Raw genomic sequence first — 23,479 nt, forward strand, 5'->3', positions numbered from 1 at the left:
AAGCGCGGTAACGCGCTGAGCTGACCAGTACTAATCGCTCGATCGGCTTGATCGCTCTCATGATCCGTGTCCGGATCAACCCCGACACCACGACACGATGAAGACGCCTGACGCAGCCGAGCGGCTGCCGCAGAGCGAATGCTTGCCGCAACGAACGTGCTTGGCCGGTCTGGTGGTCTGAGCGGGGTGATCAGAACCCGATCCCATCTCGAACTCGGCCGTTAACCGCCCCAGCGCCCATGGTACTGTGTCTCAAGACACGGGAGAGTCGGTCACCGCCAGACCTGCCAAGCACGTCACGTTCCCTCGACACGACGCAGATCACACCCTGGCGCGGGGTGGAGCAGCCCGGTAGCTCGTCAGGCTCATAACCTGAAGGTCACAGGTTCAAATCCTGTCCCCGCAACCAACCATATGAAAAACCCCCGCTGGCGAAAGCCGGCGGGGGTTTTTCGTTCAGGCCGGTGCGTAGCCGGGTGTCTTGAAGATCGTGCCGGCCTTGGCGGCGATGTCGGGCTCGTAGACGGTTGCAGTCCAGGCGCTCGGCTCGACATCTTCGATATGCCCGAGCACCAACAGGTGACGAAGGAGATCGCGACCGGAGCGTGGGAGCCGCCAGGGAGAGCGCGAACAGGCCGAGACAGACCGGCACAGCAGCACGAGCGCCATCAGGAAACCGAGAAAGAGGTCCTTGCCGGTGCCGGTAAATACTCGGCCGACGACCCGTCGACGGTGTTGCGGCTCCAGAAGAACCAGCTTGTGGGACTGGCGGAGGTTGTCGGTTGATCCGGGCTGTTCACGCCCCCGTCGCATGACCCGCCGCCCATGGCCGTCTCCGTCGTAAGCCCCTTTCCCGTCCATGCTCGGAAAGGGGAGGGGCTTACGCGAGATCGCGGGTCCGGCGGTCCCGCACCGGCCGGTGCCGACCCTGCGCGCCGGGCCGATGCGTCATGAAAGACGAAATCCTGTCGGATCGCTGTCGCCGTGCGGATTTCGGCTTCGCTCTCACGCCCGGGCGGGCGCGTGCGCCTCGCCCTTCTTCTGCGGCCGGATCCGGTACCAGCCGACATAGAGCGCCGGCAGGAAGAACAGGGTCAGGAAGGTTGCCGCGATGATGCCGCCGATCATCGCATAGGCCATCGGCCCCCAAAAAACCTCGCGGGCGATCGGCACCATGCCGAGGCTCGCCGCCGCGGCGGTGAGCAGGATCGGCCGCATGCGGTGGCAGGTCGCCTCCACGACCGCGTCCCAGGGATTCATCCCCTCCGCCTCGAACTCGTCGATCTGCGTGACGAGGATCACGGCGTTGCGGATGATGATGCCGATCAGCGCCAGGATGCCGAGGATCGCCACGAAGCCCATCGGCGCGCCCGAGGGCAGCAGTGCCGCGACGACGCCGATGAGGCCGAGCGGCGCCACGCTCGATACCAGGAAGAGCTTCTGGATGCTCTGGAGCTGCACCATCAGGAAGAAGGCCATCACCAGCAGCATCACCGGCACCACCGCGGCGATCGGGCCCTGGCCCTTGGCGCTCTCCTCCACCGCGCCGCCGGTCGCGAGGTCGTAGCCGGCGGGCAGCTCGGCGCGGAACCGCGCCATCGCGGGGGCGAGCGCCGCCACCACGGTCGGCGGCTGGGTCGCGTCGGTGATCGAGGCGCGCACGGTGATGGTCGGCATCCGGTCGCGGCGCCAGACGATCGGCTGCTCGAGGTCGTAGTGGATGCGCGCGAAGGCGAGCAGCGGCACCGTCGCGCCGCCGGCGGTCGGCACCTGCAGGCTCTGGAGCGTGTCGATGGAGCGCCGCTCCGGTCCCTGCGCCCGGCCGACCACGTTGACGAGATAGATCGCGTCGCGGACCTGGGTGATCGTCGTGCCGCCGACCACGCCGTTGAGGATGCCGGCGATGTCCTGGGAGGTCACGCCGAGCTGGCGCGCCTTGTCCTGCAGGATCTCGACCCGCAAGACCTTGCCGGGCTCGTTCCAGTCGAAGGTCGGCAGGCCGACATGCGGGTCCTGCGCCACGATGTTGGCGAGCTTGAGGGCCTGTGCCCGTACCACCTGGAGGTCAGGGCCGCTGATCCGGTACTGGATCGGCCGGCCGACCGGCGGCCCGAGATCGAGGGTATGGACGAACACGTCGGTGCCGACGAAGTCGCGCCGGGCGAGGGCGTCGAGCCGCGCGATGGTCCGTTCGCGGGCTTCCAGCGAGACGGTCTCGATCACGATCTGGCCGAAGAAGGCGTTGGAAAGTTGCTGGTCGAGGGGCAGGTAGAACCGGATCGCGCCCTCGCCGACATAGGAACTCCAGCGCTTGATCTCGGGGTCGCCCTTCAGCGCCGCCTCGAACCGGTCCATCTGCGCCTTGGTCTCGGCAATGCTGGCATTCTGCGGCAGGGTCATGTCGACCAGCACCTCGGGCCGGTCGGAAGCCGGGAAGAATTGCTGCTGCACGTGGCCCATGCCGGCGACCGCCAGCCCGAGCATGCCGATGCACACGGCGACCGTGACCCAGCGATAGCGCATCGCCGGCAGCAGCAGGCCCCGGAAGGCGGAGAGCAGGCGGCTGGGCTTGTCGTGGTGGCTCTTCATGGTCTTCGGCAGGATCTTCACGCCGATCAACGGCGCGAACAGGACCGCCACCACCCAGGAGACGAGGAGCGAGGCCGCGATCACCACGAACAGCGAATAGGTGTACTCGCCCGCCGCCGAGCCGTTGAAGCCGATCGGCAGGAAGCCCGCCACGGTGACGAGGGTCCCGGTGAGCATCGGGAAGGCGGTCGAGGTGTAGGCGAAGGTCGCGGCCTTGTGCAGGCTGTCGCCGGCTTCCAGCCGCGCCACCATCATCTCGACGGTGATCATCGCGTCGTCGACGAGGAGGCCGAGCGCGATGATGAGCGCGCCGAGCGAGATGCGCTGCAGCGTGACCCCCATCACCTCCATGACGACGAACACGATGGCGAGCACCAGCGGGATCGAGAACGAGACGACGAGACCCGCCCGCACCCCGAGGCTCAGGAACGACACGACGAGCACGATCACCACCGCCTCGACGAGCGCCTTGGTGAAGCCGCCGACCGCCTCCTCGACGATGCGCGGCTGGTCCGAGACGAGGTGGATGCCGACGCCGACGGGCAAATCGGCCTCGACTTGGCGCATCCGCGACTTCAGCGCCTCGCCGAAGTCGAGCAGGTTGCCGCTCTGCTGCATGGCGATGGCGAGCCCGATCGCCGGCCGGCCGTTGTAGCGAAACAGCGCCTGGGGCGGATCGGCATAGCCGCGCTCGATCGTGGCCACGTCCGACAGGCGGAAGAAGCGGTCGTTGACCCGCAGGTTGATGGCCTTCAGGCTGTTCTCGTCGGTGAACTGGCCGCCGACCCGGACCGAGACCCGCTCCGGCCCGGCCTGGATCACGCCGGACGGCGTCACCGCGTTCTGGGCCTGGAGGGTCTTGATCACCGATTGCACGTCGACGCCGAGGCCGGCGAGCTTGCGGGTCGAGAAGTCGAGATAGATCATCTCGTCCTGGGCACCGATGATCTGGGTCTTGCCGATGCTCGGCACCTTGATGATCCGGGTGCGCACCGTCTCGACGTAGTCGCGCAATTGGCGCATCGAGAGTCCGTCGGCCGTGAAGGCGTAGACGTTGCCGTAGACGTCGCCGAACTCGTCGTTGAAGAACGGGCCCTGCATGCCTTGCGGGAAGGTGCCCTTGATGTCGCCCAGGCGCTTGCGCACCTGGTAGAACAGCCACGGGATGGTCTTCGGCGGGGTCGTGTCGCGCAGGTTGACGAACACCGTCGCCTGGCCGGGCGTGGTGTAGCTCTTGGTGTAGTCCACCGCGTTGATCTGCTGCAATTCCTTCTCGATCCGGTCGGTGACCTGGTCGAGGGTGTCGGCGATGGTGGCGCCGGGCCAGTTCGCCTGCACCACCATGGTCTTGATCGCGAAGGCCGGATCCTCCTCGCGGCCGAGCTTGCGGTAGGACATCGCGCCGGCGACGACCGCCACCACCATCAGGAACCAGACGAAGGAGCGGTGCGACAGCGCCCATTCGGAGAGGTTGAACGACTTCATCGGGCGCGGCCTCGCGCTGGAACGGGGTGGGAGGCGGGCCGTCGGGCCGCCCGCGATAGAGAAAGGCGGTGCCAAGCAGACTTGCCTGGGGGGGCCAACGCTTCGTCCGCTTCGGGCGCCGCCCGATCGCGCTGCAATCGGACGGCACTCTAAATATTTGGTTTTATGTCAGTTTCTACGAAGGGCCGGTCTCCGGTTCGTCGGAAAATGCTCCGTCCTTGCTGTGTCTGTGTCGCCGGTGCCTGTCGCGAAGCCGGCGGCCACCGTTGCGACATCCGCTCAGAGGCCGGAGGCGGCGAGGCGCACCGGCTGCCCGTCCTCGAGGCTGTGGACGCCCGCTACCACCACGGTCTCGCCGGCCGTCACGCCGCCGCTCAGCGTCACCGTGTCGTCGTCGCGCGCCACCACCGCGACGTCGCGGCGGGAGACCGACTTCCCGTCGGGCGCGACCACCCAGATCGTGGTGCGGTTCTCGGCATCGAGGAGCGCGGTCGCCGGCAGGGTGATGCGCGGCGGGGTGGCGCGCTCGAGCGCCACCGTGACGGTGGTGCCGAGGCGGAAGGCCTCGGGCGGATCGACGAGGGTCATGCGCACCCGGCGAGTCCGGGTCGCGGGGTCGGCCAGCGGCCCGATCTCGCGCACCTTTCCCTTGGCGGTGATGGTGGGCGCCGCCTGCAGCGTCACGGTGAACGCGGTGCCGGCCCTGATGCCGGCCATCAGCCCGTCGGGGATGTCGACTACCGCCTCGCGGATATCGGGCCGGGCGAGCGTCACCACCGCCTGGCCGGCGCTCACCACCTGGCCGATCTCGGCGTTCCAGGCCGTCACCACCCCGTCGACATCGGCCTTCAGGGTGGCGTAGCCGAGCTCGTCGGTCGCCTTCTGCAGGGCGGCCTTGGCCTGGGCGAGGCGCGCCGCCGCCGTGTCGCGGCTCGCCACCGCGGCGTCGAGGGCGGCCTGGGTGACGTTCCCGCCCTCGAACAGGGTGCGCTGGCGCGTCTCGACGGCGCTGGCATTGGCGAGCTGCGCGTCCACGTCGCTGACGTCGGCCCGGGCCCGGGTGACGGCGAATTGCAGCACGGTCGGATCGAGGGCGGCGAGCCGTGCGCCCTTCGGCACGAGGTCGCCGACATAGACGTCGCGGGCGACCATCCGGCCCGGCACCCGGAACCCCGCTTGCGTCTGGTAGCGCGGCTCGACCGTGCCGGCGAAGGGGCCGAAGGTCTCGGCGGTGCGGATCTCGACGGTCGTGGTGAGGACCGGGCGCACCGGCGGCGGCGCCTCGGCCTTCTTCTCCTGGCACCCGGCGACGGCGAGGAGCGCGAGGAGGGCGAGCGCGGGCTTCGCTTGCCGCGCGGGATTCACTTGCCGCGCCGGGTTCACTTGCCGTCCTCCCCGACCACCGCGACCGTCTGGCCCGGGCGCAGCAGCTGGATGCCGGCGGTGACCACCCGCTCGCCCGGCTTGATGCCGTCCGACAGGACGATGGCCGAGCCGGCATAGCGGTCGATCGTGACGATCTTCGGCGCGACGGTGTTGCGCGCCGGATCGAGCACCCAGACCGCCGGCCGGTCCTGCCAGCGGAACAGTGCGCTCCAGGGCAGCGAGACTGCCTGCCGGGCCCGCACCTGGCCGATGCCCGCCACCGCGGCGCCGAGCGACATCTCCGGCGGCACCTTGGAGAGGCCGATCTTCACCCGCACGCCGCCGGAGGACGGATCGACCGCCGGCGAGATCTCCCGGACGCTGCCGGTGGTGCGCACCCGCGGATCGGACAGGAGGATGATGTCGATCGCGGTTCCGTCCGGCGGCTCGGCGAGCAGGGTCTCGGAGACGATGAACACCGCGTCGCGCGGCCCGTCCTGGGCCAGGGTGAACACGGTCTGGCCCGACTGCACCACCTGGCCGGCCTCGGCGTTGCGCGCCGTGATGATGCCGGCGACCCCGGTCTTCAGCTCCGTATAGGAGAATTGCTCGCGGGCATTGCCGAGGGCGGCCTTGGCCGATTCCACCGAAGCCTGGGTGGTGCGAAGGGTCTGCTCGGCCTGGTCGTAGGCGGTGCGGGTGGTGTAGCCGCTGCGCATCAGCGATTGCTGACGCTCGAAGCTGACCTTGGCCTGGGTCAGCAGCGCCTCGGCCGAGGCGAGCGCGGCCTGCGCGGTATCGACGTTGACCTGCTGCTCCTGCGGCTCCAGCCGGGCCAGCACCTGGTCGGCGGTGACGTGCTCGCCGACCTCGACCAGCCGCTCCTGGATCTTGCCACTTACGCGAAACGCGATGTTGCTCAGGAACTTGGCCTGAATGTCGCCGGTCAGCACGACCCGCTCCGAGACCGGCGCGAGCGCGGCGGCGACCACCCTGACCTCGGCCAGGGCGGGATTGCGGGACGCGGGCTTCGCTTCGTCCCGTGCGGGGTACGCGTCCCTGGCCGGAAATGCGGCCTGGGTGGCGGGCATCTCGGCGCGGGCCGGGCTCGCGGCGGCGAGGGCGAGGGCGAGGGCGAGCAGGGCGGTGCCCCGCGGAAGCGGGCTGGGTCTCATGAGGATCGCAAGCACCCGTTCGGCGGATGATCTAACGGCAGCGTAGAGGGAAACAGGACGAAACTCACGTGCAGGACGGAACTCGCGTGAAGGAGCGGCCGCGAGGGGGCGGATGCGGCCGCTCCTTCCAGATGCGGGGCGTTCTCCGGGAGGAGGACATCCTGCATCTGTCGGGGGACCCCGGCGATGCAGCGGGGTGAACGAAAAAAAGCGAGGCGAGCCTCAGAGCTGGCCCGGCGCGGCCAGGCCGGGGGGCCATGCGGGCGCCACCGGGTCGAGCCGGGTCCAGGCGAGCAGGCCGGCCCAGCCGGCGAGCGCGACGATCACGAGAGCCAGGGTCGGGGCCGCGGCACGCCGCGGCAGCAGCGGGCGAGGCGCGGCGAGCGGCGGCGCATGCAGGTCGAGCCCGTTCGGCAGGTCGGTGAACCGGGGACCGCGCGATGCGGTTTGGTGCAACGGGCGAACCCGGGAAACGCCGATCTCGCTGCAGGGCATGGCGCGCTCCTTGAAGGCGACGCCTGGTTCGTACTAATAACTGACCGGACAGTCAATAAGGAACGACATGGCCAATGCGGGACGGCGCCAGCGGCGCAAGGAGGAGCGGCCCGGCGAGATTCTCGAAGCCGCCTTCGAGGAATTCGCCCGCAGCGGCTTCGCGGCCACCAAGCTCGACGACGTGGCAGCCCGGGCCGGCATCACCAAGGGCACGATCTACCTGTACTTCCCGAGCAAGGAGGACCTGTTCCTCGCCACCGTCCGGGAGATGAACCGGCCGTCGCAGGAGAACCTGGCCGCGCTCAGCGCCGTGCCGCAGGGCTCGGCGATGGCGATTCTGCGCACCCACTTCGCCTTCGTGTACGAGCAGATGGTCGAGGACCGGCGCGCCCGCGAGATCCTCCGGATGCTGATGGCCGAGGTGAGCCGCTTCCCCGATCTCGCCGCCCGCTGGCACGCCGAGGTGATCGGCCCGGCGGTGGACGCTTTGCGCCGGGTGGTGCGCTACGGCATCGAGCGCGGCGAGTTCCGACCCTCGGCTGCGGAAGAGTTCCCGCACCTGCTCTTCGCCCCGGTCATGATGGCCTGCACCTGGCGCCTGATGTTCGGCGACGACCACGCCCTCGACGGCGCGGCGTATCTGGCGGGGCACCTGGACCTGATGGAGCGGGGGCTGGTCCGGGGGGCGGGGGAGGGGAGTGGAGGGTGAGCCGGGCGGGCGCCCCGCTGCCGCGTGACGGCCGGCGTCCGCCGAGTTCCGCAAGAGCCGCCGTAGATCGCCGCCAGCTCCGCCGCCTCCGGCTGCAGGATCGCGTCCCGCGGGAGACCCGCGACCTCGCGGAGCGGCGGAATTCGGTGCGGGACATGCCGCGAGCGACGAGACATGCCGCGAGCGGCGAGGTGCCCCCTGCGCGACACGAGCCGCTCGAGGTCGCTCCGGAGAGCCGGACTCTCCCGTAGGGCACCGCGCCCGAAGGCACGCCATTCCCGGTTGCCCGTCCCCCCGCTCGCGCATCCGTCAATTGACAGACACAGCCGGTCGCCTCGAAGTTGTTATGGCTAAAAGGTGCGAACCGACGGCGCCGCCCCACGCGGCGCCCCCCGTCAAGCCCAACGAACGGAAACGCCCATGATACGCCTGAACGTGAACGGGTCCGTGCGCGAGGTCGAGGCGGAGCCCGACACGCCGCTGCTCTGGGTGATCCGCGAGCAGGTCGGCCTCACCGGCACCAAGTACGGCTGCGGCATCGCCCAGTGCGGCGCCTGCACGGTCCACATCGACGGGCAGGCGGTGCGGTCCTGCTCGCTGCCGGTCTCCGGGGTCGAGCCGGGCCAGAAGATCGTCACCATCGAGGGCCTGAGCCCCGACCGCTCGCACCCGGTGCAGAAGGCCTGGGCGGCGCTCGACGTGCCGCAATGCGGCTTCTGCCAGTCCGGCATGATCATGGCCGCCGCCGCCCTGCTGGCGCAGAAGCCCAAGCCCAGCGAGGCGGAGATCCGCCAGGAGATCACCAACATCTGCCGCTGCGGCACCTACAACCGGGTGCTCGCCGGCATCACTCTCGCCGCCGAGGGCGGCGAGACCGGCCGCGGCTGACGGGAGGCCACCATGACCACGACCTCCGCCCCCGCCCTTTCCCGCCGCTTCTTCCTCGCCGGCTCCGCCGCCGCGGCCGGCGGCCTGGCGCTCGGCTTCGACCTGCCCGGATTCGACACGCCCTCGGCGCAGGCCGCGCCCGGTGCGACCTCGCCCGAGATCAACGCCTGGGTGGTGGTGCGCCCGGACGAGACCGTGGTGATCCGCATCGCCCGCTCGGAGATGGGCCAGGGCACGCTCACCGGCCTCGCCCAGCTCGTGGCGGAAGAGCTCGGCTGCGACTGGGCCCGCGTCACCACCGAATACCCGACGCCGGGCCAGAACCTCGCCCGCGGCCGGGCCTGGGGCGATTTCTCGACCGGCGGCAGCCGCGGCATCCGCGAATCCTACGTCGCGGTGCGCCAGGGCGGGGCCGCCGCCCGCACCATGCTGGTCGCGGCCGCCGCCCAGGAATGGGGTGTTTCGCCCGGCGAGTGCCGGGTCGAGAAGGGCGTCATCGGCCACCCGGCCTCGGGCCGTTCCACCACCTTCGGCAAGGTCGCGGCGGCGGCCGGCCGGATGGAGCCGCCGAAGGACGTTCCCCTCAAGGACCCGAAGGACTGGACCATCGCCGGCCACCCGGTGAAGCGCCTCGACACGCTGGAGAAGACCGACGGCTCGCAGGTCTACGGCATCGACCTCCGGCTCCCCGGCATGCTCAATGCCGCGATCCGCGACTGCCCGGTGGTCGGCGGCACGGTGAGGAGCGTCGACGCCTCCGCCGTCGAGACGATGCCCGGCGTGCGCAAGGTGGTGCGGGTCGGCGACAGCGCGGTGGCGGTGGTGGCCGACACGTTCTGGCGCGCCAAGACGGCGGTGGACGCCCTGCGGATCGTCTGGGACGAGGGGCCGAATGCCGGGGTGTCGAGCGAGACGATCGCCGCCACCCTGCGCGAGGGCCTCGACGCGCCCGAGGCCTTCATCGGCAACAAGGCCGGCGACGCCGCGGGGGCGCTCAAGGGGGCCGCCAGGGTGGTCGAGGCGACCTATGCCTACCCGTTCCAGAACCACGCCACGATGGAGCCGATGAACGCCACGGCGCGCTGGACACCGGACCGGTGCGAGGTCTGGACCCCGACCCAGAACGGCGAGGCGGCGCTCGCCGCGACGGCCGAGGCCGCCGGCCTCTCGGCCCGGCAATGCGACGTCTACAAGATCCATCTCGGCGGCGGCTTCGGCCGGCGCGGCGCCACCCACGACTGGGTGCGCCAGGCGGTGCTGATCGCGCGTGAGCTCCCCGGCACCCCGGTCAAGCTGATCTGGACCCGCGAGGAGGACATGACCCACGGCCGCTACCATCCGGTCACCCAGTGCCGGATGCGGGCGGCCCTCGACGAATCCGGCAACCTCACCGGCCTGCACATGCGGATCTCCGGCCAGTCGATCCTGGCCGGCATCATCCCGGGACGGCTCGGCCCCGACGGCAAGGACCCGGTGGTGTTCCAGGGCCTCAACCCCGGCGGGGCGGAGGCCGCGATCGGCTACACGATCCCGAACCTGCTCATCGACCACGCGATGCGCAATCCGCCGATCATCCCGGGCTTCTGGCGCGGGGTGAACACCAACCCGAACGCGATCTACCTCGAATGCTTCCTCGACGAGGTGGCGCACGCGGCAGGCCAGGACCCGCTCGCCTTCCGGCGCAAGCTGATGGAGAAGCATCCCAAGCACCTGGCCGTGCTGAACGCGGTGGCCGAGCGGATCGGCTGGGACGCGAAGCCGCCGTCGGGCGTGCATCGCGGGCTCGCGCAGATCATGGGCTTCGGCAGCTACGTGGCGGCCGCCGCCGAGGTGTCGGTCGGCGACGACGGCAAGATCAGGGTCCACCGCATCGTCGCCGCCACCGATCCGGGCGTGGCGATCAACCCGCAGCAGATCGAGGCGCAGGTCGCCGGCTCCTTCGTCTACGGGCTGTCGGCGGCGCTCTACGGCGAGTGCACGGTGAAGGACGGAAAGATCGAGCAGACCAACTTCGATTCCTACCCGGTCCTGCGCCTCGACGAGATGCCGAAGGTCGAGGCCATCCTGATGCCGTCCGGCGGCTTCATCGGCGGCGTCGGCGAGCCGACCATCGCGGTGGCGGCGCCCGCCGTCCTCAACGCGGTCTTCGCCGCCACCGGCAAGCGGGTGCGGCAGATCCCGGCGAGCCGCACGGACCTGAAGCGCGCGTGAGGGCCGGGCTCCTGTTCCTGCTGCTCGCAACCCCGGCGGCGGCTGCGCCGCCGGGGGCCTCGTCCTGCTCGGGGTGCCACGGCGCCCCGGGCGGGGCGGTGCCGAGCCTGTCCGGCCACGCGGCCGAGGAGATCGCGGCCTCGCTGGCTGCCTTTCGGGCCGGGACGCGGCCCGCCACGGTGATGAACCGCATCGCCAAGGGCTTTTCGGACGAGGAGAGCCGGGCGATCGCGCAGTGGCTCGCGGGGGGCGGCCAGTGACCGGGATCGGCCGTCGCGCCGTGCTGGCGGGGTTCGCCGCCGCAACCCTCCCCCGCCCCGCCCTGGCGCAGGGCGCGCGCGTCGTCGTGGTCGGCGGCGGCTTCGGCGGCGCCACCGCCGCGCGGGCCCTGCACCGGGCGGGCCTGTCCGTCACCCTGGTCGAGCCGGCGGAGACCTACCTCGCCTGCCCGTTCAGCAACGAGGTGATCGCGGGCCTGCGGCCGATGGCGGCGCAGGTCTTCGGCTACGAGGCCTTGCGGGCGGCGGGCGTGACCGTGGCGAGGACCAGCGCCGAGGCGATCGACGGCGCGGCGCGCCGGGTGCGCCTCGGCGACGGCACCACCCTCGATTACGACCGGCTGATCCTCTCGCCCGGCATCGCCATGCGCTTCGACGCCCTGCCGGGCTACGACGCGGCCGCAGCCGAGGTGATGCCGCATGCCTGGAAGGCGGGAGCCCAGACCGAGCTGCTGGCCCGCCAGCTCGCCGCGATGCCCGACAACGGCACGGTGGTGCTGGCGGTGCCGGGCAACCCCTATCGCTGCCCGCCCGGCCCCTACGAGCGGGCGAGCCTGATCGCCTGGTTCCTCAAGACGCGCAAGCCCCGCGCCAAGCTGATCGTGCTCGACGCCAAGGACACCTTCTCCAAGCAGAAGCTGTTCGAGCAGGCCTGGAAGACGCTCTATCCCGACACCCTCGAATACGTGCCGCTCGCCGCCGGCGGCCAGGTCACCTCGGTCGATTCCGGCGCGATGAGCGTCGCCACCGACTTCTCGACTTACAAAGCCGACGTCGCCTGCATCATCCCGCCCCAGCGCGCGGCGCCGATCGCGGCGGCGGCCGGCGTCGCCGACCGTTCGGGCTGGTGCCCGATCGACCCGGTCACCTTCGAATCGCGCCTGGTGCCGCGGATCCACGTGATCGGCGACGCCGCCATCGCCGGGGCGATGCCGAAATCCGCCTTCGCCGCCAATGCGCAGGCCAAGGTCTGCGCCGACGCGGTGATCGACCTCCTCGCCGAGCGGGCGCCGGCAGCCCCGAAGCTCGTCAACACCTGCTACAGCCTGGTCGCGCCGGGCTACGGCATCTCGGTCGCGGGGGTGTACCATCCGGACAAGGGCGTGCTCGCCGATGTCGAGGGCGCCGGCGGCACCAGCCCGCTCGACGCGCCCGATGCCGTGCGCCGGCAGGAGGCGGTCTATGCCGAAGACTGGTACCGGACCATCACATCGGCGGTGTTCGGGTGAGGCGGGGGCTCGCCGCGCTCCTCGCCCTCACCCAGACCGCGCTCGCCCCCGCGGGAATCGTCGGCGACGCGATTCCGCTGCCGCTCGACGGCCGGGCCGGCGACGCCGGGCGCGGCCGGGCCATCGCCACCGACACCCGCAAGGGACTGTGCCCGCTCTGCCATACCGGCCTCGGCGGCTCCGCCCCGGCGGGCGATCTCGGGCCCGACCTCTCGGATGTGGGGGCGCGGCTTTCCCCCGGACAATTGCGCCTGCGCCTCGTCGACGGGCGCGCCTTGAACCCCGCGACCCTGATGCCTTCCTATTACCGGACCGACGGCATCCGGGTGGCGGGCGCCTGGCGCGGCCGGCCGGTGCTCGCGGCGGCGGAAATCGAGGACGTGATCGCCTATCTCGTCACCCTCAAGGGAGGGCACGCGACGCCATGACGACCCTGGTTCAGAACACCCCGGTTCATCGCCGGACGATCCTCGCCGGGGGCGCCGGGCTGCTGACCCTGGCGCTGGCGCGCCCCGGCGCCGCGGCGATCATCCGGCCGACCCGCGAGGCGACCGTCGAGGCGATCCGCCGCTTCACCGGCGGCGCGACCGTGCAGGCGGGCCGGATCCATCTCGACATGCCGCCGCTCGTCGAGAACGGCAACACCGTGCCGCTTGCGATCACCGTCGAGAGCCCGATGACCGAAGCCGACCACGTGCGCCGCATCGCGGTGTTCAACGACAAGAACCCGCAGCCCCACGTGGTCACGCTGCATCTCGGCCCCCGATCCGGCCGCGCGGCGGTCAACACCCGGATCCGGCTCGCCGATTCCCAGACCATCACGGCCGTCGCCGAGATGCGCGACGGCACCTTCTGGTCCGCCACCGCCGACGCGATCGTGACGCTCGCCGCCTGCGTGGAGGGGTGAGCATGGCCCGCGCCCTCATCAACCTGCCGAAGACCGCGAAGCCCGGCGCGGTGATCGAGATCAAGACCCTGATCTCGCACCCGATGGAGACCGGCTACCGCCCGGGCCCGGACGGCCGCCTGATCCCGCGCAACATCATCACCGAGTTCGTTTGTACCTATGACGGCGAGGAGGTGTTTCGCGCCGAGCTCTCCCCGGCGAGCGCCGCCAACCCGTACCTGACCTTCACCACGGTCGCGACGAAGACCGGCCTGCTGCGCTTCACCTGGATGGGGGATAACGGATTCTCGCAGACGGAGGAGGCGGGGATCACGGTGGGGTGAGGGGGCGGTCCACGAGGTGCACCGCCCCGCTCCCGCCGCAATGCGGCGGGACCAGTGCGGCACCGGGAGCGCGGGACGCTTTACCGACGGTTAACCACGAGGGGCGAGCGTCGCCGAAGGACATCGTCATGCCGCGCCCTTCCCTGCTCCTCCTCCCCGTCGCCGCCGCGCTCCTCGCTGCGCCCCCCGCGGCGACCCCGGCCCTCGCCCATCCGCACGTCTGGATCACCACCCGGGCCGAGCTCGATTATGGGCCGGACGGCGCCCTGCGGGCGGTGCGGCACGCCTGGACCTTCGATCCGACCTATTCGGCCTTCGCGGTCCAGGGCCTCGGCCAGTCGCCGACCGGGCCGGTGAACCCGGCGGCGCTCGCGGCGCTCGCCCGGGACAACGCCGACAACCTCGCCGAGCAGGGCTACTTCACGCAGCTGAAGGTCAACGGCCGCAAGGTGGAGGTCGGCGCCGCCGCCGATCCGGCGATGAGTTTCGCGGACGGGCAGCTGACCCTGCGCTTCACCCTGCCGCTCAAGGCGCCGGTCGCCGGCACCGCCTCGCTCGAGGTCTACGACCCGACCTACTTCGTCGCCTTCAGCCTCGCCGAGGGCGATGCCGCCGCCACCCTCGCCGGCGCCCCGGCCGGCTGCCGCGCCACCGCGCACCGGCCGAAGCACACGGCCCCCGCGCCCGCCGCCACCGGCATGTCGGAGGCGTTCTTCGAGGCGATGACCGCCGCCTCGACCTACGGCGTGCAATTCGCCAACCGGATCGTCGTCGCGTGCTGAGCCGGGCCCTCGCCCTCGCCCCGCCCTCCCGCGGGCTCCAGCGTCTGGCGCTCGCCGCCCTCGCGGTCATGGCGGCGGCGGCCGTGCTGGCGGCCTTGCTCGGGCTGCTGGCCCCGGGTTTCCGGGCCCCGCCGCGCTCGCCTTTCGGCATCGGCTTTCGCGAGGCGGCGCCCACCGGCGCCACCAGCCTCGGCGCCTGGCTGCTCGCCATGCAGGCCGGCTTCTCCCGGGCGCTCCAGGCGGCGGTGTCGGCGGTCAAGGCCGGGCGCGACGGCACCCTGACCCTCGTCGGGCTCGGCTTCGCCTATGGGGTGCTGCACGCCGCCGGGCCCGGCCATGGCAAGGCGGTGATCGCCGGCTACCTGATGGCCGGCGAGCGGGCCCTGAAGCGCGGCTTCACCTTGAGCCTGCTCGCGGCTCTCCTCCAGGCGCTCGTCGCCCTGGCTCTCGTCTGCGGCGGTGCGGCAATCCTGCGTCTGACCGCAGCCGGCCTCAACCAGGCCGGCACGGTGATCGAGACCGCGGGCTTCGCCTGCGTGGCCCTGCTCGGCGTGGCCGTGACCTGGCGCAAGTCCGGGCAGCTCGCGCGGCTCCTCAACCGCGAGGCGGGGCCGGCCTGCGGGCCCGATTGCGGCCATGCGGGGCTCACCGACGGCGCGAAGGTCGAGCGGCTGGCCGGCTGGCGCGAGCAGGCCGGCGTGGTGCTGGCCGCCGGGACGCGCCCTTGCGCCGGGGCGGTGCTGGTGCTGGTCTTCGCCCTGTCGCAGGGCATCCTGTGGGCCGGCATCGCCGCGACGCTGGCGATGGCGCTCGGCACCGCGCTCACCACCGGGGTGCTGGCGGCGCTCGCGGTGTTCGCCAAGGCGCTGGCCCTCCGGCTCGCCGGCGGCCGCGGCCAGGGCGGGGCCATCGCCGTCGGGGTGCTGGAACTCTGGGCCGCCGCCTTCGTGCTGGTGCTCGGCGCTGGCCTGCTCTCGGGCTGGGCCGCCGCAGCGTTCTAGGGCAGCGCCCGATCGCGTTGCCCTCGAGCGCTGCTCCAGGCCTTTGATCTTGCAGCATTTTCTTGCGGCGAACCGGTATCCGATTCGTCGGAGAACGCTCCAGGCCGAGATGCGCTTCAGGCGACGGCCGCCACCCGTGCGGCGCGTCGCCGCCGCGGGCTCGCCGCCGCGCTCACAGTGGCGAAGCTGATCTCCTGGCGCTCGCGGGCAACGAAGGCGCCGGGCATCTCGGCCTGCATCTGGCTCTCGAGGTCGCGCAGCATCGTGTCGGTGTGCTGGGGATAAAGGTGCACGATGGCGAGCCGACCGACCCCGCCGGCCTGGCACAGCTCGACGCCCTTCTGCCAGGTCGAGTGGCCCCAGCCGCGGCAGGACGAATACTCGCCCTGCGTGAACATGCCGTCATAGACCACGAGGTCCGAGCCGCGCACGAAGTCGAGCAGGGCCGGATCGGGCCAGGGCTCGGAATGCTCCAGGTCGCTGATGTAGCAGGCGGTGCGGCCGCCATGGCGGAAGCGGTAGCCGGTGGCGCCCTGCGGGTGCTCCAGCGGGATGGTGTCGACCACCGCGCCGTCCGGGAAGGCCAGGCTCTCGCCGGCCCGGAACCCGTGATGCACGAAGCGGGCGGGGAACATGTCGAGGGTGATCGGGAACAGCGGCGGCGAGAACAGCCGGTCGAGGGGCCCGGCCGCGCTCGCCCCGTCGAGGTTGCCGCACCAGGTGTGGATCTCGCGCGCCGGGTCGAGCACCGCCGGCTTCATGAACGGCAGGCCGCCGACATGGTCGAGATGGAGGTGGCTCAGCAGCAGGTCGACCCGCTGGGGCAGCCCGTCGCGGTGATGCGCGCCGAAGGCGTTGATGCCGGTCCCGGCATCGATCACGAACAGGCGCTCGCCGCAGCGGACCTCGACACAGGGGGTATGCCCGCCGAATTCCACGAAATCCGGACCGGAGGCGCAGGTCGACCCCCTGACACCCCAGAACCGGAGCGTCAGGCCGGCTTCCATGAGAGGACCCCTCGTTGTCATGCCGGCGACCGTGATGGGGCTTGTGGGGGTTGGATGTGCGATGACGCACATGGCGGATGCTCCGGCCGGGCATCCCGGCAAGACACGATGGAAGGCTGTGCACGAGAAATGTGCTTCACGAACGATGAGCACAAGACGAAGGTTCCCCCGGCCAGCCTAATCTGTCGTTAAGCGGGTGCGCTCGCGCACCGGTCCTGTGGATGGCGCAGCATCCTGCCCGAGCGCGGCCGGCGCGGGAAGACCCATCCGCGACGTGTCGTGTTCGATTCGCGCCGCGTCCGGCTCCATTCGCGGCGCGACCCGCGCCACCGTGGTGCGTTCGGCCCGCAGCACCAGGTCGAAGGGCGCCGCCGGATCCGGCCGGCACTCGTCCGGCAGGCAGACGACGAGGCCGCGCCCGGCCCGGGCCGCCCGCAGCCGCTCGATTCCGGCCATGATCTCGGGGGCGCCGCGGTCGTCGAGGGCGAGGCCGACCACCAGGATGTCGGGCCGGCGTACCAGGCAGCGGGCGACGTCGATCGCCGCGCGCTCGAACGGCGTGAAGCCGTCGCGGCCGGAAAGCCCGCTTTCCGCCGCCCGCGGGTCGACCTGGCTGGACAGGCCGAAGCGGTAGACGGTCCGCTCCAGGCCGCGCTCGCGCAGGACCGCCTGCATCAGGGCGCGCACCCGCGCCCCGGCCCCGGCCTCGGCTCCGGCGACGCGGCCGAACAGCAGGTTCTCCTCCAGGCTCGCCGCCGCGGTGACCCGGGCCGGGTCGTAGAACTCCACCGAGCCGCGCAAGGACGCCGGCAACAGGGCCGCGAAGGTGCGCCGGGCCGCGACGAGGCGCGCCTCCATCGCCTCGTCGATCAGGCCGAACCGGTGGCGGGTCTCGCTGTAGCGCAGGCACAGGCCGATCAGCCGGGCGCGGTCGCGCTGGCCGGCCGGGCCGCGGCGCCAGCCGGAGGCCTCGGGCTGGCGCGCGATCAGGTCCTCGAAGAAGCCGCGCTCGCGCGCCGGGAACAGCGAGAACGCGTCGAAGAGCGGGTGGTCGTCCGGCAGGTCGGAGAAGATCTCGACGGTGGCCCGCGCGATGGACAGGCCCATCTCGGTCATCGGCCGGGTCAGCCCCTCCGCCTCCAGCACCGCCCGGGTGAAGGGGTGGCCGGCGAGCCGCGCCTCCGAGAAGGCCGAACCGACCGGCTCGCCGAACAGGATGTTCTCTCCGACCGTCGCCTGGCGGTTGTAGCGGGCGGGATCGAACGGCTCGATCAGGTGGGCGGCGTTGTCCGCCGCGAGCGCCGCCCGCAGGGCGCCGCGGGTCTCGATGATGGCGGCGGCGGTGGCGGCGTCGAGCCGGCGCGGCATCACGCTGGCGAGGCCGCGCCCGTAGACCAGCTGGTCGAGCCCGGTGACCGACAGGGCCTCGACCAGCCGCTCCTCGAGTTCGCCGGCATTCGGCGTGCTCGCATCCGGGCTCGACCCGTCGGCGAAGGCCGGGTCGCCGTAGAGCAGGTTCTGGAGCAGGGTGCCGTTCATCAGCACCGGCTCGCCGCCCGCATAGGCGATGCGCCGGGCCCGCTCCGCCGGCTCGACGGAGCGCAGGTCGATGCCCGCGTACGTCACCGCCCCGGCGGTCGGTTCGAGCTGTCCGGCGATCAGCGCCGCCAGCACCCGGCCGCCGCTGCCGCGGTCGCCCAGGATCGCGACGTGGCTCGGCATCGGCAGGGCGAGGTCGAGGCCGATCAGGCGCTCGCCCGAGGCCGCATCGTAGGCCGCGACCTGCGACAGCACGATCGGTCCGCCATCGGGCAGCGGCGTCGATTGCGCGCGCAGGCGGCGCGGGGCGCTGGCGCGGGCCTCCAGCGAGGCGGTGGCGCGGGCGATCTCCCGGAAGGCCGGCAGGGCGGCCCGGCGGCGGCGGTTCTGGCGCAGGAAGGCGGCGACCGCACTCGACGCCACCGCCAGCGCGCCGAGCACCGCCGACAGGCCGCCGGCGCTCACGGGAGCGGCGGGGGCGGGGGCCTGCCACAGGGCGGCGGCGAGCACCACCGTCGGCACCAGCACGGCGAGCGCCAGCGCCGGGGCGCGGGCGCGGGAGAGCTCGTTCTCGGTCTCGGTCAGCGCCCGGCGGGCCCGCTCGGCGACGTGGCCGAGGCGGGCATGCTCGAAGGCGGCGGTGCCGTGGGCCCGCACCGCCGGCAGGCGCCGCACGAGATCGGTGAGGCCGCGCTCCAGGGCGGCGCCTTCGAGGCGCCGCTGGTCGTCCCGGCGCTCGGTGCGGGCGATGAGGAGCTGGCGGGCGAGTGCCGCCGCGACCAGGCTGATCCCCGCCGCCGCCACGAGCCGCGGCGCCACCGCGGCGGCGACCGCCAGCGCCAGCAGCACGCTGCCGGCGGCGAGCGCCGGCACCAGGATGCCGACGGCGAGCAATCCGTCGGCGGCCCGGATCGCCGCGCCGACCTGGCCGGCGAGGGCCCGGGCGTCGTCGCGGGCGGCCGGCCCCGAGCGCAGGATCGCGTCCTCGGCCAGCTCCCGCAGGTGGCGCACCGAATCGGCCTGCGCGGTCACGCAGAGCCGCGCCACGCCCCAGCCGAGCCCGGCCAGCGCCAGGGCGACGCCGATCAGCGTGCCCAGGGCCCACAGGGTCAGGGCGCTCTCGGGCAGCGGCCAGCCGGGAATCAGCACCAGGCCCCGGCCGCCGAGGCGCTCGGCGAGGAATTCGGGCAACGGCACCACGAGATGCAGGAAGTGGATCGGCCCCCGTCCCGGCTCGGCGAGCGCCAGCAGCTCGTCGACGAGGTCGCGGAGCGCCAGCAGCCCGAGCCCGACCAGCGGGCCGCCGACCCCGAGGGCGGCCGCGATGGCGGCGGCGTGCCGGCGTTTGGCGCTGCGCCAGGCGAAGACGATCGGATCGCGGTCCATCAGAGCGGGCGGCTCCGCCGGGGGAGGGGAACACCCGGATGCCGCGGGGCCGGCGCCGGTCCGGTGCGCGGGGGCAGGCCCGAGGGCCGTCTCGCGGTAGTGACCATGGGCCTCCTCGATGCTCGCGCGAGGTATGGGCCGCGCGGACCGGAGCGGTCAAGCCGGGCGCGGACCTCCCCGCTCACCTCTTCATCCCCCGGCGGGCGTCGTTCCGCAGCAGAGAGGTGCGCATGCGCACCCGGCCGAAGCGAGGCCAGGATTATTCTTTCGAATCTGCTTGGGTGCGTGGTCGCACATCGCCCGATCGATGCTTGAGTCATTATCATTTTCATCGGGTATCGAACGGTCTGTATTTCAAAATACGACCGATCGAGGGGCCGGTCGTATTTCCATTACGAGCAGGCGCCGTCCCGTCGTCATCCTCCCATCGGCACAAGGACCCCCTTCGTGGACAGCAGCATCATCCAGGGCATCACCACCTTCCGCGGCAGCGTCTTCCCCGGGCAACAGCGGATGTACGAGCGCCTGGTGCGCGACGGGCAGCAGCCCAAGGCCCTGATCATCGCCTGTGCCGATTCCCGGGTCGCGCCCGAGCACATCACCCAGGCCGGGCCCGGCGAGCTGTTCGTCTGCCGCAACGCCGGCAACATCGTGCCGCCCTTCGCGGAGATGAACGGCGGCGTCTCCTCGGCGATCGAGTACGCGGTGGTGGCGCTCGGCGTGCGCGACATCGTGGTCTGCGGTCATTCGGATTGCGGCGCCATGAAGGGCCTGATGCAGCCGGGCGCGCTCAAGGACATGCCGAACGTCGCCGCCTGGCTGCGCCACAGCCACGCCGCCGACCGCATCGTCTGCGAGGCCTATCCGGACGACATCGACCCCGGGGACCGTCTGCGGGCACTCGCCCTCGAGAACGTGGTGGTGCAGCTCGCCCACCTGCGCACCCATCCGAGCGTGGCGGCGGCGCTCGCCAGGGGGCGGCTGTCCCTGCACGGCTGGTTCTTCGCGATCGAGACCGGCACCCTCCACGCCTATGACGGAAGTCGCTTCGTGGCGCTCACCGACGACGGCGCCCTGCCGGTGGCGGAGGTCTCGGTGCCGCGGCGGGCGGCCCCCGACGTGGGGCCGTCGATCGCGGCGGAGTGAGACCAGCGGTCGTTGACCGCGACCTTTGATTCCGTCCGGGCAGGCGTGGTGGGCCTTCAGCGCGCCGCACCGCCACGCCGAGACGGTTCCGGTCGCCTGAAGCACCGCCCGGATCTCGAGCGGTGCCGAGGTGCCGACGCCCGGTATCCGCGAGGCTCACCGCCGCGTCGAGGCGTGCGATGGTCACGGCGCCTGTGGTCGGGGCCGGGGCAGGCCCTCCGGCGAGGGGAGGATCCTGCCGGGATTGCCGTCCTGTTGCGGATGTCACGACGATCTCATACATTTTGGGAGCATCGACGACGTTGTATGAGATGTCGCATCATGGCCGAGACCCATCCTCCGGGGTTCAGGGTTGAGCCGCAGATCGAGGAAACTCTGGAGAAGCCCGTCAAGGAAGACCACCGGTCCGTCTCGTCCCTGGTCGAGAAGATCTTGCCCGAATGTCCGCGGGCCGACGGTCTGCTTCAGTCGGAGGCGTTCGCATGAGCGCGTCATCCGTTCTGAAGCTCCAGAAGGTCGGGTTCACGACCGAGCAGGTCGAGGCGCTGGCCGACTTCATGGACACGCAGGTCGCCAGCAAAGCGGACTTGGACAACGCCGTCCACAAGCTCGAACTCGGCTTGGCCTCGCTCCGGAAGGATCTGGATTCCGGCTTGGCCGCGGTCCGGAAGGATCTGGATCTCGGCAATGCCGCGAGCCGGAAGGATCTGGACCTCGGCTTGGCCTCGGTCCGATCGGAGATTGCCGACGTGCGGGGCGAGCTTCGCCTGCTGGAGCAGCGGATGACCGTGAAGCTTGGAGGCATGCTCGTCGCGGCGGTCGGCATCCTGATTGCCGCGATGCGCTACCTGCCGCCCGCGGGGCACTGAGCCGGCTTGCGTCGGCGGGCCGTGGAGGCCGGACCACGCGTCCACCAGCTCCCGCGGGCCGCGGAAAGTCCGAGCGGGTCTCCGCAGCCCCCGCTCTCACGGCATAGGTGACGCGCCTCTCCCCGCCGATTCGCGCTTCCGACGCTCCGCCCAGGCGCTAGATACAGCGTCATGCGCCAAGCCCGGATCGTCCCCCTGGTCGTCGCGACGGCCCTGTTCATGGAGAACACGGACTCGACCGTGCTCGCGACGTCGCTGCCGGCGATCGCCGCGGATATGGGCGAGGACCCGATCGCCCTGAAGCTGGCCCTGACCTCCTATCTGGTCAGCCTCGCGATCTTCATCCCGATCAGCGGCTGGGCCGCCGACCGCTACGGCGCCCGCACGGTGTTTCGCTGGGCGCTCGCGGTGTTCATGGCCGGGTCGCTCGCCTGCGCGGCCTCGAACTCGCTCGGCTGGTTCGTCGCCGCCCGCTTCCTCCAGGGCATGGGCGGGGCGATGATGGTGCCGGTCGGGCGCCTCGTGCTGCTGCGCAGCGTGCCGAAGGGCGAGCTGGTCCAGGCGCTCGCCACCCTGACCATCCCGGCGCTGGTCGGCCCGGTGATCGGCCCGCCGCTCGGCGGCCTGATCACCACGACGCTCCACTGGCGCTGGATCTTCTTCATCAACCTGCCGATCGGGCTCGCCGGCATCCTCCTCGCCACCCGCTACTTCCAGGACATCAAGGAGGAGGCACGCCCGCCCCTCGACCTCCTCGGCTTCGCCCTGTCGGGGGCCGGGCTCGCGAGCCTGATGCTGGGGCTGGCCTCGAGCGGGCGCCACCTGCTGCCGGAGGCCGTGTCCTGGGCCTGCACCGGAGCGGGCCTCGTGCTGTGCGGGCTCTACCTCGCCCATAGCCGCCGGGTCGAGCACCCGGTGATCCGCCTCGACCTCCTGCGCTACCCGACCTTCCGGGCGGCGGTGCTCGGCGGCAGCCTGTTTCGCATCGGCACCGGGGCGATCCCCTTCCTGCTGCCGCTGATGCTGCAGCTCGGCTTCGGGCTCGATCCGCTGCATTCGGGCCTGATCACCTTCGCGGCCGCCGCCGGCGCGCTGTTCATGAAGACCATCGCCGCGCGCATCCTGCGCACATTCGGCTTCCGCGCGGTGATGACCGTGAATGCGGTGATCGCCGCGGGGCTTCTCGCCGTGAACGGCCTGTTCACCGCGGGCACGCCGCACGCCCTCATCATCGCGGTGCTGCTGGTCGGCGGCTGCTTCCGCTCGCTGCAATTCACCGCCGTCAACGCCATCGCCTACGCCGATGTCGACCCGCGCGACATGAGCGCGGCGACGAGCCTCGCCAGCGTGGCGCAGCAGCTCTCCCTCAGCATCGGGGTCGCCTTCGGGGCCTTCGCGCTCCAGAGCGCCGCCGAGTGGCACGGCCGCACCGAGATCCGGGCGGAGGATTTCTGGCCCGCCTTCCTGGCGGTGGCGATCGTCTCCGGCCTCTCGACCCTGTCGTTCCGCCGCCTCGCCCCGGAGGCGGGCGCCGAGGTCTCGGGCCACCGCTTGGTCCGGGTCAAGCCGGCCGCGGACGCGACGTGAGCCGAAAGGACGGGCTTACCTCAGGGGGAGCTTGCCTGAAGGAATCCTGCGGCCAAGCTTCAGCGTCCGTTCAGCGTGGCCGTGCGAACCTTCAGACATCGAGCGATGACGGGGCGCATATCAGTCCCGAATGCTCGCGAATGCTCACCGTCCATAACGTCAATTGGGGATCTGCCATGAAGCGCATCGCATCCATCTGCGTGGCCGCGGCGACCTTGGCGAGCGTGACCCTGGCCGGCGCCGCCCCGGCCGAGGCCCGCTGGCGGGCCGGGCCGGCCTTCGCCCTCGGCGCGGTCGGCGGCCTCGCCCTCGGCAGCGCGATCGCCGCCGGCGCCCGCCCGGCCTACGGCTATGCCCCCGGGCCGGCCTATGGCTACACCCCGGTCTATGGCGGTCCCGCCTACGGCTATGCCCCGGCCTACGGCCCAGAATGCTACACCGTCCGCCGCCGGATGATCGACGAGTTCGGCGACGTCTATATCCGCCGCGTGCGGGTCTGCGATTGAGC

At 71.7% G+C, this 23,479-nt stretch carries 22 protein-coding genes, 1 tRNA gene and 1 rRNA gene; 17 read left to right on the forward strand and 7 right to left on the reverse strand.

Annotation, left to right across the window (positions count from 1 at the left end; genetic code table 11):
• The first annotated feature begins 168 nt into the window (after positions 1 to 168).
• Both rrf and G4G93_RS03820 read left to right on the forward strand, forming a co-directional pair.
• Positions 169 to 284, forward strand: a 5S ribosomal RNA gene (rrf, locus tag G4G93_RS03815).
• Between the two features lie 48 nt (positions 285 to 332).
• Positions 333 to 409, forward strand: a tRNA-Met gene (locus G4G93_RS03820).
• A 47-nt stretch (positions 410 to 456) separates the two neighbouring features.
• Here G4G93_RS03820 and G4G93_RS03825 read toward each other — a convergent pair.
• From G4G93_RS03825 to G4G93_RS03845, 5 genes are all read right to left on the reverse strand, one after another.
• The gene (locus G4G93_RS03825; RefSeq protein ID WP_165081380.1) at positions 457 to 813 is read right to left on the reverse strand and encodes a hypothetical protein; all 357 of its coding nucleotides are present in this window, start codon (positions 811 to 813) and stop codon (positions 457 to 459) included.
• Positions 814 to 1,005: 192 nt separating this feature from the next.
• Positions 1,006 to 4,074 carry an efflux RND transporter permease subunit gene (locus G4G93_RS03830; RefSeq protein WP_165081390.1) on the reverse strand — a complete coding sequence of 1,023 codons (3,069 nt, stop codon included), beginning with the start codon at positions 4,072 to 4,074 and terminating at the stop codon, positions 1,006 to 1,008.
• A gap of 279 nt (positions 4,075 to 4,353) precedes the next feature.
• On the reverse strand, positions 4,354 to 5,457 hold the full coding sequence (locus G4G93_RS03835) for an efflux RND transporter periplasmic adaptor subunit (protein ID WP_312891684.1): 1,104 nt from the start codon (positions 5,455 to 5,457) through the stop codon (positions 4,354 to 4,356).
• Positions 5,454 to 6,614 carry an efflux RND transporter periplasmic adaptor subunit gene (locus G4G93_RS03840; RefSeq protein ID WP_165081392.1) on the reverse strand — a complete coding sequence of 387 codons (1,161 nt, stop codon included), beginning with the start codon at positions 6,612 to 6,614 and terminating at the stop codon, positions 5,454 to 5,456. The genes G4G93_RS03835 and G4G93_RS03840 overlap by 4 nt, the downstream gene beginning before the upstream one ends.
• Positions 6,615 to 6,836: 222 nt before the next feature.
• Positions 6,837 to 7,070: a hypothetical protein gene (locus tag G4G93_RS03845; protein WP_165081394.1), complete on the reverse strand. Its 234-nt coding sequence runs from the start codon at positions 7,068 to 7,070 to the stop codon at positions 6,837 to 6,839.
• 106 nt (positions 7,071 to 7,176) lie between these two features.
• Here G4G93_RS03845 and G4G93_RS03850 point away from each other — a divergent pair, with 106 nt between their 5' ends.
• The 10 genes from G4G93_RS03850 to G4G93_RS03895 all read left to right on the forward strand — a co-directional run bounded on the left by G4G93_RS03850 (position 7,177) and on the right by G4G93_RS03895 (position 15,437).
• Positions 7,177 to 7,818 carry a TetR/AcrR family transcriptional regulator gene (locus G4G93_RS03850; RefSeq protein ID WP_165081396.1) on the forward strand — a complete coding sequence of 214 codons (642 nt, stop codon included), beginning with the start codon at positions 7,177 to 7,179 and terminating at the stop codon, positions 7,816 to 7,818.
• A gap of 420 nt (positions 7,819 to 8,238) precedes the next feature.
• On the forward strand, positions 8,239 to 8,706 hold the full coding sequence (locus G4G93_RS03855; RefSeq protein ID WP_165081398.1) for a (2Fe-2S)-binding protein: 468 nt from the start codon (positions 8,239 to 8,241) through the stop codon (positions 8,704 to 8,706).
• A gap of 12 nt (positions 8,707 to 8,718) precedes the next feature.
• Entirely contained in the window at positions 8,719 to 10,917 is a 2,199-nt protein-coding gene (locus tag G4G93_RS03860) for a xanthine dehydrogenase family protein molybdopterin-binding subunit (protein WP_165081400.1), read from the forward strand.
• Complete coding sequence (locus G4G93_RS03865) at positions 10,914 to 11,177, forward strand: cytochrome c (RefSeq protein ID WP_165081402.1); 264 nt, start codon at positions 10,914 to 10,916, stop codon at positions 11,175 to 11,177. Before G4G93_RS03860 ends, G4G93_RS03865 begins: the two co-directional genes overlap by 4 nt.
• Positions 11,174 to 12,424, forward strand: a complete 1,251-nt coding sequence (locus G4G93_RS03870) for an FCSD flavin-binding domain-containing protein (RefSeq protein WP_312891685.1) — start codon at positions 11,174 to 11,176, stop codon at positions 12,422 to 12,424. The genes G4G93_RS03865 and G4G93_RS03870 overlap by 4 nt, the downstream gene beginning before the upstream one ends.
• Positions 12,421 to 12,852, forward strand: a complete 432-nt coding sequence (soxX, locus tag G4G93_RS03875) for a sulfur oxidation c-type cytochrome SoxX (protein WP_165081404.1) — start codon at positions 12,421 to 12,423, stop codon at positions 12,850 to 12,852. The genes G4G93_RS03870 and soxX overlap by 4 nt, the downstream gene beginning before the upstream one ends.
• Positions 12,849 to 13,331 carry a SoxY-related AACIE arm protein gene (locus G4G93_RS03880; RefSeq protein WP_165081406.1) on the forward strand — a complete coding sequence of 161 codons (483 nt, stop codon included), beginning with the start codon at positions 12,849 to 12,851 and terminating at the stop codon, positions 13,329 to 13,331. Before soxX ends, G4G93_RS03880 begins: the two co-directional genes overlap by 4 nt.
• A 2-nt stretch (positions 13,332 to 13,333) precedes the next feature.
• Positions 13,334 to 13,654 (forward strand): thiosulfate oxidation carrier complex protein SoxZ, encoded by a 321-nt coding sequence (gene soxZ / locus G4G93_RS03885; protein ID WP_165081408.1) that lies wholly within the window; start codon positions 13,334 to 13,336, stop codon positions 13,652 to 13,654.
• 128 nt (positions 13,655 to 13,782) lie between these two features.
• Positions 13,783 to 14,436, forward strand: coding sequence for a DUF1007 family protein (locus G4G93_RS03890; protein WP_165081410.1), 654 nt, complete (start codon positions 13,783 to 13,785; stop codon positions 14,434 to 14,436).
• On the forward strand, positions 14,433 to 15,437 hold the full coding sequence (locus tag G4G93_RS03895) for a nickel transporter (RefSeq protein WP_246736554.1): 1,005 nt from the start codon (positions 14,433 to 14,435) through the stop codon (positions 15,435 to 15,437). Before G4G93_RS03890 ends, G4G93_RS03895 begins: the two co-directional genes overlap by 4 nt.
• A gap of 116 nt (positions 15,438 to 15,553) precedes the next feature.
• Here G4G93_RS03895 and G4G93_RS03900 read toward each other — a convergent pair whose 3' ends face one another.
• Positions 15,554 to 16,465, reverse strand: a complete 912-nt coding sequence (locus G4G93_RS03900) for an MBL fold metallo-hydrolase (protein ID WP_165081412.1) — start codon at positions 16,463 to 16,465, stop codon at positions 15,554 to 15,556.
• A gap of 156 nt (positions 16,466 to 16,621) precedes the next feature.
• Complete coding sequence (locus G4G93_RS03905) at positions 16,622 to 19,369, reverse strand: ATP-binding cassette domain-containing protein (protein WP_246736539.1); 2,748 nt, start codon at positions 19,367 to 19,369, stop codon at positions 16,622 to 16,624.
• 447 nt (positions 19,370 to 19,816) lie between these two features.
• On the opposite strand from G4G93_RS03905, the gene G4G93_RS03910 reads away from it, so the two are divergent.
• From G4G93_RS03910 to G4G93_RS03930, 5 genes are all read left to right on the forward strand, one after another.
• The gene (locus G4G93_RS03910; RefSeq protein ID WP_312891687.1) at positions 19,817 to 20,515 is read left to right on the forward strand and encodes a carbonic anhydrase; all 699 of its coding nucleotides are present in this window, start codon (positions 19,817 to 19,819) and stop codon (positions 20,513 to 20,515) included.
• A 321-nt stretch (positions 20,516 to 20,836) separates the two neighbouring features.
• Complete coding sequence (locus G4G93_RS03915) at positions 20,837 to 21,001, forward strand: hypothetical protein (protein WP_165081414.1); 165 nt, start codon at positions 20,837 to 20,839, stop codon at positions 20,999 to 21,001.
• The gene (locus G4G93_RS03920) at positions 20,998 to 21,384 is read left to right on the forward strand and encodes a hypothetical protein (protein ID WP_165081416.1); all 387 of its coding nucleotides are present in this window, start codon (positions 20,998 to 21,000) and stop codon (positions 21,382 to 21,384) included. Before G4G93_RS03915 ends, G4G93_RS03920 begins: the two co-directional genes overlap by 4 nt.
• Positions 21,385 to 21,555: 171 nt before the next feature.
• On the forward strand, positions 21,556 to 22,971 hold the full coding sequence (locus G4G93_RS03925; protein WP_165081418.1) for an MDR family MFS transporter: 1,416 nt from the start codon (positions 21,556 to 21,558) through the stop codon (positions 22,969 to 22,971).
• A gap of 176 nt (positions 22,972 to 23,147) precedes the next feature.
• Positions 23,148 to 23,477: a hypothetical protein gene (locus G4G93_RS03930; protein WP_165081420.1), complete on the forward strand. Its 330-nt coding sequence runs from the start codon at positions 23,148 to 23,150 to the stop codon at positions 23,475 to 23,477.
• The last annotated feature ends 2 nt before the right edge of the window (positions 23,478 to 23,479 follow it).

Source organism: Methylobacterium sp. DB0501 (genome assembly GCF_011043735.1).
In the GTDB taxonomy this organism is placed as follows: Bacteria; Pseudomonadota; Alphaproteobacteria; order Rhizobiales; family Beijerinckiaceae; genus Methylobacterium; species Methylobacterium alsaeris.

Coding starts and splice junctions, on each gene's coding strand:
- G4G93_RS03825 (WP_165081380.1), bottom strand. CDS start 813: ATGCGACGGGGGCGTGAACAGCCCGGATCAACCGACAACCTCCGCCAG.
- G4G93_RS03830 (WP_165081390.1), bottom strand. CDS start 4,074: ATGAAGTCGTTCAACCTCTCCGAATGGGCGCTGTCGCACCGCTCCTTC.
- G4G93_RS03840 (WP_165081392.1), bottom strand. CDS start 6,614: ATGAGACCCAGCCCGCTTCCGCGGGGCACCGCCCTGCTCGCCCTCGCC.
- G4G93_RS03850 (WP_165081396.1), top strand. CDS start 7,177: ATGGCCAATGCGGGACGGCGCCAGCGGCGCAAGGAGGAGCGGCCCGGC.
- G4G93_RS03855 (WP_165081398.1), top strand. CDS start 8,239: ATGATACGCCTGAACGTGAACGGGTCCGTGCGCGAGGTCGAGGCGGAG.
- G4G93_RS03860 (WP_165081400.1), top strand. CDS start 8,719: ATGACCACGACCTCCGCCCCCGCCCTTTCCCGCCGCTTCTTCCTCGCC.
- G4G93_RS03880 (WP_165081406.1), top strand. CDS start 12,849: ATGACGACCCTGGTTCAGAACACCCCGGTTCATCGCCGGACGATCCTC.
- soxZ (WP_165081408.1), top strand. CDS start 13,334: ATGGCCCGCGCCCTCATCAACCTGCCGAAGACCGCGAAGCCCGGCGCG.
- G4G93_RS03890 (WP_165081410.1), top strand. CDS start 13,783: ATGCCGCGCCCTTCCCTGCTCCTCCTCCCCGTCGCCGCCGCGCTCCTC.
- G4G93_RS03900 (WP_165081412.1), bottom strand. CDS start 16,465: ATGACAACGAGGGGTCCTCTCATGGAAGCCGGCCTGACGCTCCGGTTC.
- G4G93_RS03905 (WP_246736539.1), bottom strand. CDS start 19,369: ATGGACCGCGATCCGATCGTCTTCGCCTGGCGCAGCGCCAAACGCCGG.
- G4G93_RS03915 (WP_165081414.1), top strand. CDS start 20,837: ATGGCCGAGACCCATCCTCCGGGGTTCAGGGTTGAGCCGCAGATCGAG.
- G4G93_RS03920 (WP_165081416.1), top strand. CDS start 20,998: ATGAGCGCGTCATCCGTTCTGAAGCTCCAGAAGGTCGGGTTCACGACC.
- G4G93_RS03925 (WP_165081418.1), top strand. CDS start 21,556: ATGCGCCAAGCCCGGATCGTCCCCCTGGTCGTCGCGACGGCCCTGTTC.
- G4G93_RS03930 (WP_165081420.1), top strand. CDS start 23,148: ATGAAGCGCATCGCATCCATCTGCGTGGCCGCGGCGACCTTGGCGAGC.